At 72.4% G+C, this 11,478-nt stretch carries 9 protein-coding genes; 7 read left to right on the top strand and 2 right to left on the bottom strand.

Annotated elements, in window-relative coordinates:
- Positions 1–109: 109 nt before the first annotated feature.
- The 7 genes from rsmA (at position 110) to IF45_RS0127255 (ending at position 9,275) form a co-directional block, all read left to right on the top strand.
- On the top strand, positions 110–1,015 hold the full coding sequence (rsmA, locus tag IF45_RS0127285) for a 16S rRNA (adenine(1518)-N(6)/adenine(1519)-N(6))-dimethyltransferase RsmA (protein WP_015507272.1): 906 nt from the start codon (positions 110–112) through the stop codon (positions 1,013–1,015).
- Positions 1,016–1,070: 55 nt separating this feature from the next.
- Positions 1,071–2,018, top strand: coding sequence for a 4-(cytidine 5'-diphospho)-2-C-methyl-D-erythritol kinase (locus tag IF45_RS0127280; RefSeq protein WP_010643073.1), 948 nt, complete (start codon positions 1,071–1,073; stop codon positions 2,016–2,018).
- A gap of 69 nt (positions 2,019–2,087) precedes the next feature.
- A complete protein-coding gene (locus IF45_RS0127275) occupies positions 2,088–3,899 on the top strand; it encodes an ABC-F family ATP-binding cassette domain-containing protein (RefSeq protein WP_003950269.1) in 1,812 nt (603 codons plus the stop codon).
- 150 nt (positions 3,900–4,049) lie between these two features.
- On the top strand, positions 4,050–5,840 hold the full coding sequence (locus IF45_RS0127270; RefSeq protein WP_030310089.1) for an outer membrane protein assembly factor BamB family protein: 1,791 nt from the start codon (positions 4,050–4,052) through the stop codon (positions 5,838–5,840).
- Between the two features lie 106 nt (positions 5,841–5,946).
- A complete protein-coding gene (locus tag IF45_RS0127265; RefSeq protein ID WP_015507270.1) occupies positions 5,947–7,830 on the top strand; it encodes an outer membrane protein assembly factor BamB family protein in 1,884 nt (627 codons plus the stop codon).
- A gap of 98 nt (positions 7,831–7,928) precedes the next feature.
- Positions 7,929–8,363 (top strand): hypothetical protein, encoded by a 435-nt coding sequence (locus IF45_RS0127260; protein ID WP_008413209.1) that lies wholly within the window; start codon positions 7,929–7,931, stop codon positions 8,361–8,363.
- Positions 8,364–8,543: 180 nt separating this feature from the next.
- Positions 8,544–9,275 (top strand): helix-turn-helix transcriptional regulator, encoded by a 732-nt coding sequence (locus tag IF45_RS0127255; protein WP_030310088.1) that lies wholly within the window; start codon positions 8,544–8,546, stop codon positions 9,273–9,275.
- A 57-nt stretch (positions 9,276–9,332) separates the two neighbouring features.
- Here the strand turns inward: IF45_RS0127255 and IF45_RS0127250 are convergent, their stop codons facing one another.
- Positions 9,333–9,689, bottom strand: coding sequence for a hypothetical protein (locus IF45_RS0127250; protein WP_008413213.1), 357 nt, complete (start codon positions 9,687–9,689; stop codon positions 9,333–9,335).
- A gap of 32 nt (positions 9,690–9,721) precedes the next feature.
- A complete protein-coding gene (locus tag IF45_RS0127245; RefSeq protein ID WP_003950275.1) occupies positions 9,722–11,395 on the bottom strand; it encodes a sodium:solute symporter family protein in 1,674 nt (557 codons plus the stop codon).
- Between the last annotated feature and the right edge of the window lie 83 nt (positions 11,396–11,478).

Genomic DNA, 11,478 nt, shown 5'->3' with positions numbered 1-11,478 from the left:
CACCACCGCCGGAGGCCCCCCACCACCGCCGGAGGCCCCCCACCACCGCCGGAGGCCCCCCACCACCGCCGGAGGCACCCCCAGCCCCGGAGCCCCGTACGCTTGACCGGTGACCAGCAGCCCCACTGACCCCCAGCCGCCGGAGAACCCCCTGTCCCCCGGACAGGACGCCCTCCTGGGCCCCAGCGACATCCGCGAGCTAGCTACAGCGTTGGGCGTCCGCCCAACTAAGCAGCGCGGCCAGAACTTCGTCATCGACGCGAACACCGTCCGCCGCATCATCCGCACCGCGGACGTCCGCGCCGACGACGTGGTGGTGGAGGTGGGCCCGGGCCTCGGCTCCCTGACCCTGGGCCTCCTGGAGACGGCACAGCACGTCACCGCCGTCGAGATCGACGACACCCTCGCGGCAGCCCTCCCGGCCACGGTGGAGGCCCGCCTCCCCGCCCGCGCGGCGCATTTCGCGCTGGTCCACTCCGACGCCCTCCGCGTCACCGAACTCCCGGGCCCCGCCCCGACCGCCCTGGTGGCCAACCTCCCGTACAACGTCGCCGTCCCGGTCCTCCTCCACATGCTGGAGCACTTCCCCACCATCGAGCGCACGCTCGTCATGGTGCAGTCCGAGGTCGCCGACCGCCTCGCCGCCGCCCCCGGCTCGAAGGTGTACGGCGTGCCCTCGGTCAAGGCCAACTGGTACGCCGAGGTCAAGCGCGCCGGTGCCATCGGCCGGAACGTCTTCTGGCCCGCGCCCAACGTCGACAGCGGCCTGGTCTCCCTGGTCCGCCGCGACGGGCCCCCGGCCACCACGGCCACCCGCGAACAGGTCTTCGCCGTGGTCGACGCCGCCTTCGCCCAGCGCCGCAAGACGCTGCGGGCCGCCCTCTCCGGCTGGGCCGGATCGGCCGCCGCCGCCGAGGCCGCGCTGGTCGCCGCCGGGGTCTCCCCGCAGGCCAGGGGCGAGTCGCTGACGGTCGAGGAGTTCGCCGCCATCGCCGAGCACGCCCCGGCCCGCTGACCCGGTCCGCACGCCGCACCCCCACCCCGACCCCTCCCGGAAGGCCCACTCCCCAGTGAGCATCACGGTCCGCGTCCCCGCCAAGGTCAACGTCCAGCTCGCGGTGGGCGCCCCGCGCCCCGACGGCTACCACGACCTGGCCAACGTCTTCCTCGCCGTCGGCCTCTACGACACGGTCACCGCGACCCCCGCCGACGGCCTGCGGCTGACCGTCACCGGCCCCGACGCCGCCCAGGTCCCGCTGGACGGCTCCAACCTCGCCGCCCGCGCCGCCCTGGCGCTGGCCGAGCGGGCCGGGCGCACCGCCGACGTCCACCTGCACATCGCCAAGGACATCCCGGTGGCCGGCGGCATGGCCGGGGGCAGCGCCGACGCCGCCGCCGCCCTGGTCGCCTGCGACGCCCTGTGGGGCCTCGCCACCCCGCGCGAGGTGCTGCTCAGCATCTGCGCCGACCTCGGCAGCGACGTGCCGTTCAGCCTGGTCGGCGAGGCCGCGCTGGGCACCGGGCGGGGCGAGAAGCTGGAGCCGCTCCCGGTCGGGGGCACCTTCCACTGGGTCTTCGCCGCCGCCGACTGCGGGCTGTCCACCCCGGCGGTCTACCGCGAGTTCGACCGGCTCTGCGAGGGCCGCGAGGTGCCCGCGCCCACCGCCTCCCCGGAGCTGCTGGCCGCTCTGCGCGACGGCGACCCGCACGCGCTCGCCGCCACCGTCGACAACGACCTCCAGGCCGCCGCCCTCTCCCTCAACCCGGCGCTCGCCGCCACCCTCGCCGCCGGCACCGAGGCCGGTGCCCTCGCCGCCCTGGTCTCCGGCTCCGGCCCCACCACCGCCTTCCTCGCCGAGGACGCCCCCGCCGCCGCCCGCATCGCCGAGGCCCTCGCCGCCTCCGGCACCTGCCGCAGCGCCCGCGTCGCCGCCTCCCCGGCCGCCGGCGCCACCGTCGTCGGCCAGGACCCGGAGCCGGGCCGCGACACCGTCGCCGCCCGCGCCGACCAGGGCTGAGACGCCCCGACCGCACCACGCCGGCCGCGTTTACGCTGGAGGCCGCACCCATCCCCGTACAGGAGTGAAATGGCCGTCAATCTGGTCAACGTCGAGGCCGTCAGCAAGGTCTACGGCACCCGTGCCCTGCTCGACGGGGTGTCGCTCGGGGTCTCCGAGGGCGACCGGATCGGCGTCGTCGGCCGCAACGGCGACGGCAAGACCACCCTCATCCGGATGCTCGCCAAGCTGGAGGAGGCCGACACCGGACGCGTCACCCACAGCGGCGGGCTGCGGCTCGGCGTCCTCACCCAGCACGACTCGCTGGACCCGGCCGCCACCGTCCGCCAGGAGATCATCGGCGACCTCGCCGACCACGAGTGGGCGGGCAACGCCAAGATCCGCGACGTCCTCACCGGCCTCTTCGGCGGCCTGGACCTGCCCGGCTTCCCGCAGGGCCTGGAGACCGTCATCGGCCCGCTCTCCGGCGGCGAGCGCCGCCGCATCGCCCTGGCCAAGCTGCTCATCGGCGAGCCCGACCTGATCATCCTGGACGAGCCCACCAACCACCTCGACGTCGAGGGCATCTCCTGGCTCGCCGGACACCTGCGGGCCCGCCGCTCCGCCCTCGTCTGCGTCACCCACGACCGCTGGTTCCTCGACCAGGTCTGCACCCGCATGTGGGACGTGCAGCGCGGCGACGTCCACGAGTACGAGGGCGGCTACAGCGACTACGTCTTCGCCCGGGCCGAGCGCGAGCGGCGCGCCGCCACCGAGGAGACCAAGCGGCAGAACCTCATGCGCAAGGAGCTGGCCTGGCTGCGCCGCGGCGCCCCGGCCCGCACCTCCAAGCCCCGCTACCGCATCGAGGCGGCCAACGAGCTGATCGCCGACGTGCCCCCGCCGCGCGACACCAGCGAGCTGATGAAGTTCGCCTCCGCCCGGCTCGGCAAGACCGTCTTCGACCTGGAGGACGTCACCGTCCAGGCCGGGCCCAAGGTGCTGCTCCAGCACCTGACCTGGCAGCTCGGCCCCGGCGACCGCATCGGCCTGGTCGGCGTCAACGGCGCCGGCAAGACCTCCCTGCTGCGCACCCTCACCGAGGCGGCCCGCACCGGCGGCGAGGCCCAGCCGGTCGCGGGCAAGGTGGTCGTCGGCAAGACCGTCAAGCTCGCCCACCTCTCCCAGGAGGTCGCCGAACTCGACCCGGCCACCCGGGTCCTGGAGGCCGTCCAGCAGGTCAGGGACCGGGTCGACCTCGGCAAGGGCCGGGAGATGACGGCCGGGCAGCTCTGCGAGAAGTTCGGCTTCACCAAGGAGAAGCAGTGGACGCCGGTCGGCGACCTCTCCGGCGGTGAGCGCCGCCGGCTCCAGATCCTGCGGCTCCTCATGGACGAGCCCAACGTCCTCTTCCTCGACGAGCCCACCAACGACCTGGACATCGAGACCCTGACCCAGCTGGAGGACCTCCTCGACGGCTGGCCCGGCTCGATGATCGTCATCTCCCACGACCGCTTCTTCGTCGAGCGCACCACCGACCGGGTCTTCGCCCTCCTCGGCGACGGCGCCCTGAGGATGCTGCCGCGCGGCGTGGACGAGTACCTGGAGCGCCGCCGCCGGATGGCCGAGACCGACGGGCCGAGCGCCCCGGTCCCCGCCCAGCAGGCCGAGCGCAAGGAGAAGCCGGCCGCCGACCAGCGGGCCGCCAAGAAGGAACTCCAGCGGCTGGAACGGCAGCTCGACAAGATCTCCACACGGGAGCAGAAGCTCCACACGCAGATCGCCGAGAACGCCACAGACTTCGCGAAGGTGGCCGAACTCGACGCGGAGCTGCGCCAACTCTCCGGGGAGCGGGACGAGTTGGAAATGCGCTGGCTGGAGCTGGCGGAGGACGCCGGGTAGCGTCCGGGCGACGGCGTAACGGAGGCATCACGGAGCGGTCCTCCCTTGGGAACAAGGGCTGGACCGCTTCGGCGCGCCCAGTTGTTCGAGTGGTAGAAAAGTGGGCCAGCACTGGCGTGCCGAAATATCAGTGAAGAGGGGGAGCCGCTGATGAGTCAGCCGCCCAACCAGCCTCCGCAGCCGCCGCAGGGCGGTTTCGGGCCACCACCGGAGCCCGGGCCCGGGCAGGACGGCGGACAGCCGCCCGCCCAGCCCCCGCAGCCCCCCAGCCGGCCGCCCCAGACCCCGCCCCCGGCCCAGCCCGGCTACGGCTACCCGCAGCAGCCGGGTCCGTACGGCCAGCCCCAGCAGCCCGGCCCCTACGGCCAGCCCCAGCAGCCCGGCCCGTACGGCGCCCCGCAGCAGCCGGGACCGTACGGCCAGCCCGGCCCCTACGGCCAGCCGCAGCAGGGGTACGGGTACCCGGGGCAGCCCCCGACCTATCCCGGCCAGCCCGGTCCCGGAGGACCCGGCGGCGGAGGCGGCCCGTTCAAGGGGAAGACCGCGGCGATCGTCGGCGGTGCGGTGGCGGTGGCGGTGCTGGCCGTGGTCGGCATCGTCACGCTGACCGGGGGCGACGACGAGAAGGACCCCGTCGCCGCCCCCTCCAAGGCTCCCTCCGCCAGCGGCGCCGCCCCCTCCGCCCCGGACAACCCGGGCGACGGCAAGGGCGACCGCAACGGCGAGAAGGAGGACCTCAACGCGGGCCGCCAGGAAGGCGAGGCGAAGGTCCTCTGGTACAAGGAGGCGCCGGACGCGCCCGGCCGCGGCGCCGACGCCCCCGGCATGTGGGTCACCGACACCACCGCCGTCAAGGCGGCCTACCGCTCCGTCCTCGCCTGGGACATCGAGAGCGGCAAGCCCAGCTGGGACGAGGTCGAACTGGACGGCCCGGTCTGCGCCGCGAGCAAGCAGGCGGTCGACGGCAAGGTCGTCATCGCCCACAAGAACGGCAACACCGACAAGTCCAAGTGCAACCAGCTGATGCAGCTGGACCTCGCCACCGGTGAGACCGGCTGGACCAACACCCTCGACGAGGGCGCCCTGTTCGACAGCACCCTCCAGCTCGACGTCGTCATCGCCGGGGAGACCGTCGTCGCCGGGCGCGACATGTCGGGCGTCGCCTTCCGGCTGAGCGACGGCAAGGAGCTGTACACCAAGAAGAAGTACGGCCAGTCCTGCTTCCCCGGCGCCTGGGCCGGCGAGGACGACCACCTCGTCATGGTCTCCTCCTGCGCCGCGACCAAGCCCGCCGAGCACGACGAGGTCAGCGTCCTCGACCCGGCCACCGGCAAGGTCAAGTCCACCCTCGCCGTGGCCAAGGGGTGGCGCGTCGAGAAGGTCTACTCGATGGACCCGCTGGTCATCTACTCGACCAACAAGGACAAGGACGCCTGGAACATCTCCCGCGTCGAGAACGGGAAGATCACCACCCAGGTCGAGTCCGAGGTCTCCTTCAGCCCGCAGTGCGGCTGGTCGATCATGTCCCGCGCCCTGCGCGGCTGCGTGGGCGCCGTCGCCGACGACTCCACCCTCTACCTGCCGACCGAGGCCAAGAGCGGCTCCAACGAGGTCGTCGCCACCAGCCTGGCCACCGGCAAGAAGAAGTGGTCCGTCCAGGCGCCCGAGGGCCGGTCGATGCTGCCCCTGAAGATGGAGGACGGCAAGCTCCTCGCCTACGTCGAGGCCTCCTACAGCAAGGGCGGGGAGATCGTCTCCATCCCCACCTCCGGCGGCAAGCCGACCACGCTCCTGAAGCTGCCCGAGGGGACCGCGGCGATCGAGCGCGGCTTCTACTCCCGGGCCGTCGACTACGTCGACGGACGCTTCTACATCTCCACCACCCGCCTCAACGGCAAGGACGACGCGGCGGAGAAGCTGATGCTGGCCTACGCCAAGTGACCCACCGGGGGCGTCCGCGCCGGGCCACGGCCCGCGCGGCGCCCCCCGCTCCTCCGCTCCCCGACGTCTCTTCCCACGTCCCCACGCGCACCGAGGTACCCACGCCATGACACAGCCGCCGTCCCAGCCGCCCAACGAGCCGCCCCAGGGCGGTTTCGGCGCCCCGCAGGACCCGCCGCCCGGCGGATTCGGCGCGCCGCCACCGGCCCAGCCCCCGTCCCTCGACAAGAAGGACGGCCCCGCCGCCGGAGGCGACCAGCCCCAGCAGCCGCCCCAGCCCCCGCAGCAGCAGCCCGGCTACGGCTACCCGCAGACCCCGCCCCCGTCCCAGCCCGGCTACGGCTACCCGCAGCAGCCCGGCCGGCCCCCGCAGACGGCCCCCGGCTACGGCTTCCCGCAGCAGCCGCCCCAGCCGCCGCAGGGCGCCCCCGGCTACGGCTACCCGGGCCAGCCCCCGCAGCCGCCGTACGGCCAGCCGCCGCAGCCCTACGGCTACCCGCAGCCGACCACCGTGCCGATGAACGCCCCGGGTTCCCCGGGCGGCGGCCGGAAGTTCGGCCCGCAGGCCATGATCGTCACGGCGGCCGTGGTGGTCATCGCGCTGATCGTCGGCGGCGGCCTCTGGTACAAGTCCTCGCAGGACAGCGAGACCACCGCCGGCGGCGGCGGGAGCAGCGAGACCGGCGAGGGCAAGGGCGGCTCCGGCGAGGCCCCGGCCGGCTCCGGCGGCGGCGACGAGAAGGTCCCCGCCGACCCCAACTCCAAGGTGCTCTTCCAGCTCCCCGCGCCCAAGGTCAAGGGGGACAGCAGCTACCCGGTGAAGGGCTCCTGGCTGACCAGCAAGGTCTTCGCCAAGCCCGGCCTCTCCGAGATCAACGGCTACGACCTCGACTCCGGCAAGGTCACCTGGACGACGCCGCTCTCGGGCCAGCACTGCGCCTCCTCGCCGGAGGTCGGCGACGGCGACATCGCCGCGGTCGTCTACCAGAACGCCAAGCCCACGGCGGAGGACAAGTACCCGGGCTGCGACAAGATCTCCGCGATCGACCTGGCCACCGGCAAGATCCTGTGGACCGAGTCGGTCGAGGTCGGCTCGCGGCCCGCGCGGTACGACGAGGTCTCCATCAGCGGCAGCACGGTGGCGGTCGGCGGCGGCACCGACGGCGGCGCCGCCTTCGACCTGAAGTCCGGCAAGGAGCTGTGGAAGCCGCAGAACGGCGACGCCTGCGAGGACGTCGGCTACCGCGGCGGCGAGGCGCTCGTGGCGGTCCGCAAGTGCGGCAGCTACGACAACCCGAAGATGGAGGTGCAACTCCTCGACGCCTCCGACGGCACCCCGCAGTGGAGCTACAAGCTCCCCGCCGGGCTCGACAACGCCAAGGTCATCTCGGTCGACCCGGTCGTCTTCGGCACCGACTCGCAGGACATCACCGCCTCCGGCGTCACCGACGTCTTCACCCTCGACGACAAGGGCGGCCTGCAGAGCCGTTTCGCGCTGGAGGACGGCAAGTACCAGCACGACTGCGGCGTCAACAAGGTGCACGACTGCCGGCAGATCTTCGCGGGCAACGGCAAGCTCTTCGTCCCCACCGCCGAGCACGACGCCAAGGGCGAGGAGTACGGCCGGACCAACGAGATCCTCTCCTTCGACCTGAAGACCGGCAAGCAGACCGGCGACCGCTTCGACGCGGGCGGCAAGTACAAGATCTACCCGCTGCGGATGGACGGCAAGAACGTCCTCGCCTACAAGGCGCCGCCGTACGACAAGGGCGGGCAGATCGTCTCCATCGACCCCAGCGGCAAGCAGACGGTCCTGGTGGAGAACCCGGCCACCGAAGCCGTCCGCAACGTCGAGCGGAACTTCCTCCCGGAGTTCGGCGAGGTCATCTACGGCGACGGCCGCCTCTTCATGTCCTCGCTGTACGTCCGCGAGCCCAGCAAGGTGACGAAGGAGCCGGAGTACCTGGCCATCGCCTTCGGCACGAAGTGAGCTGATCCGGCGGCCCGTCGACAGGGCCGCACATCCTGGTTCTGCCCCGTCCCCGGTACCGCCGGGGGCGGGGCAGCGCCGTCGACGGAAGGGGAACCATGTCCGGGCACGGAGCGGAGCACGCCGCCGAGGCCGCCGCCAAGGCCGAACTCGACGCGCTGATGGGGTCCTTCATGGACGCGTTCACCAACACCGGGGGCCGGCCGCCGCGCCTGCACGCCGTCCGGGAGGTCTTCATCCCGCAGGGCCTGATCATCATGAACCTGCCGGAGGGGCCGGTGGTGTACGACCTCGACACCTTCCTCGCGCCCCGGCAGGCGCTGCTGACCGACGGGACGCTGACGGAGTTCTCCGAGTGGGAGACCGCCGAGCGCACCGAGATCTTCGGTTCGGTCGCCCACCGGTACAGCGCGTACGGCAAGTCCGGGCGGCGCGACGGCACCTGGTTCGAGGGCGGCGGCCGCAAGACCACCCAGTTCGTCCGCACCCCGGACGGCTGGCGGATGAGCGCGATGGCGTGGACCGACGCGTAGGAGGGCGCGGGCCCGGTCGCGTTTGAGGGCCGGGGGCAGGTGGAGAGGTTGGGGGCGGCGGGGTCCGGCGGACGGGCGGTGAATGCCGGGAAACCGGGCCACGCCCACGAGGGAGCGTGTAACTTCCGGGAGACGTACGGCCGGTGGGCCGGGGCGGGGGACTGCGTGGAGGGCGGCCGGATGGGCGTGCGGGTGATGGTGGTGGACGATCACCGGCTGCTGGCCGAGGCACTGGCCTCGGCGCTGAAACTGCGCGGCCACCGGGTCCTCGCGGCGGCCGCCCCGGCCGCCGGCGCCGCCGACCTGGTGGTGGCCCGCGCCCCCGAGGTCTGCCTGATCGGCACCGCCACCCCCGCCGAACCGGGCATCTTCGACCCGGTCGTCCGCATCCGCGCCGAGGCCCCGCAGGTCGCCGTGGTGGTCCTCGGCCCGGTGCCGAGCCCGCGCGGCATCGCCGCCGCCTTCGCCGCCGGGGCCTGCGGCTACGTCCGGCACGACGAGCGGATAGAGGGCGTGGAGCGCGCCATCGTCCGGGCCTGCAAGGGCGAGGCCGTGGTGGCGCCCCAGCTCCTCGCGGGCGCCTTCGCGGAACTGCTCAACCCGGCGGTCCAGCCCGACGACGAGGGCCAGCGGCTGCTCGCCCTGCTCACCCCGCGCGAGGTCGAGGTGCTGGTCCGGGTCGCCGAGGGCGAGGACACCCGGGTGATCGCCGCCGGGATGGGGATCGCGCCGAGCACCGCCCGGACCCATGTGCAGCGGGTGCTGATGAAGCTGGGGGTCGGCTCCCGGCTGGAGGCCGCCGCCCTCGCCGCCCGTACCGGTCTGCTGGACCGGGCGGCGCCGGTCGTCCCCGGTCAGCGCTCCGCCTCCGAGGCGGTCGCGGAAAGGCCGCGGGGGCGGCGGTCCCCGTGAAGAACCGCCGCCCCCGCGGGGTGCGTGCCGTGGGACCCGGCCGGGCCCCGGCGTAGGTCAGCCGCGTCCGGCCGGGCCGCCCTCGCCCTCGGCGGCGTCGAGCGCCTCCTGGGGCAGCGGCGGGGTGGGCGGGACGGTCGGCCGGAGCTTGACCCAGACCAGGAAGAACAGGCCGAGGGCGAGCATGCCCAGCCCGGTCCACAGGTTGATGTTGATGTCCTGGGCCTTCTCCAGGTCGGCGTCGGTGGCGAAGATCCCGGCGGCGCCGACGATCAGGCCGTAGACGACGAAGAGCGCGCCGATGATGCGGCGAATGTCGAAGAGCCGGGCGGCCGTGGCCGATTTGGCCTCCAGCTCGGTGACCTCGTCCTGGAAGGCGTGGCCCTCCGCGGGCGGATTCTGCTTCTCGGTCATGGTGGGGCGTCCTTGGCGTGGTTCGGGCCGGGTCAGAAGGAGAACGGCACGTAGCAGATGGCGGCGAGGATGATCGCGCCCCAGCCCAGCAGGGCCGGCTTGCGGTACCAGACCTCGTCACCCTCCTCGGCGCCCTCCAGGTCGAGGCCGGGCGACTTGGTGCCGTAGACGAGGCCGGCCAGCTGCTCGACCGGCTTCGGCTTCGTCACCAGGGTGACCACCACCATGACGATGCCACCGACGACGAACGCGACGATCGAGGAGACGAAGTTGGCGCCCTGGTCGCTCGGGATGTCGATGATGCCCTGCTGGTACAGCCAGAAGTAGTTCACCATGGCGGCGGCCGTGCCGGAGAGCAGGCCCCAGAAGCCGGCGGCCGGGGTGGTGCGCTTCCAGAACATGCCGATGATGAAGACCACGAAGAGCGGGACGTTGAAGAACGAGAAGAGCGTCTGCAGGTAGTTCATGATGTTGCTGAACCCGGCCGCGATGAACGCGGTCCCCATGCCGATCAGCACACCCACGGCCGTGACGACCCGGCCGACCTTCAGGTAGTAGCCGTCCTCCCGGCCCTTCTTCAGGTACGCGGCCCAGATGTCGTTGGTGAAGACCGTGTTGAAGGAGGAGACGTTGGCCGCCATGCCCGCCATGAAGGCGGCGAGCAGACCGGTCACCGCGATGCCGAGGACACCGTTGGGCAGCAGGTCGCGCATGAGGACGGGGATGGCGTCGTTGTAGTCGAGCCCGCTGCCGGCCTGGCCGATGGTCGGCTCCATGACCAGCGCGATGAAGCCGGGCACCACGACGACCATCGGGATGAGGATCTTCGGGAAGGCGGCGATCAGCGGGGTGCGCTTGGCGGCCGACAGGTTCTTGGCGGAGAGCGCGCGCTGCACCTCGGCGAAGTTGGTCGTCCAGTAGCCGAAGCTCATGACGAAGCCGAGGCCGAGCACGATGGTCAGCCAGTTGGCGCCCAGCGGGTTGGCCTCGCCGATGCCGGTGCCGTCCCAGGCGGTGAGGAAGTCGCCGCCCTGGGAGGCGGAGAGCGAGGAGGTGATGCCGTCCCAGCCGCCGACCCGCTTGAGGCCGACGATGGTGAGCGGGATCAGCGCCGCCAGGATCACGAAGAACTGGAGGACCTCGTTGTAGATCGCCGAGGAGAGCCCGCCGATCGTGATGTAGGCGAGGACGAAGAAGCCGGCGACGACGATGGCGACCCACTCGGGCCAGCCGAGCAGCGCCTCCAGCACGATCGCCATGGCGTAGAGGTTGACGCCCGCGATCAGCACCGAGGAGACGGCGAAGATCACGGAGGAGAGGAGGTGCGAGGAGGGACCGAACCGGTGGAGCAGGAACTCGGGGACCGACCTGACCTTCGACCCGTAGTAGAACGGCATCATCACCAGGCCCAGGAAGACCATGGCGGGGATGGCGCCGATCCAGTACCAGTGCACGGTGTACGCGCCGTACTGCACGCCGTTGGCCGCCATGCCGAGGATCTCGGTGGCGCCGAGGTTGGCCGCGACGAACGCGAGCCCGGTCACCCAGGCCGGCAGGGAACGTCCCGACAGGAAGAAGTCGAGGCTGGTCTTGACGGAGCGCCTGGCGGCGAAGCCGATGCCCAGGACCACGGCGAAGTAGATCGCCAGGATCGTGTAATCGAGCCCGTTGGTCGGGAGCCGGAGCCCCTCGGCGAGATGGAGCATGGGGGGAACTCGCTTCGTTGCGCGAACTGAACGAGACGGGAACCTACGCGCTAAGCGTCAAGATCTGAACAGTTTTGTTGATT

It is taken from the genome of Streptomyces albidoflavus, assembly GCF_000719955.1.
Classification (GTDB): domain Bacteria; phylum Actinomycetota; class Actinomycetes; order Streptomycetales; family Streptomycetaceae; genus Streptomyces; species Streptomyces albidoflavus.
Note: the sequence above shows the minus strand (reverse complement) of the source record. Positions and strands in the feature narration are given on the sequence as shown.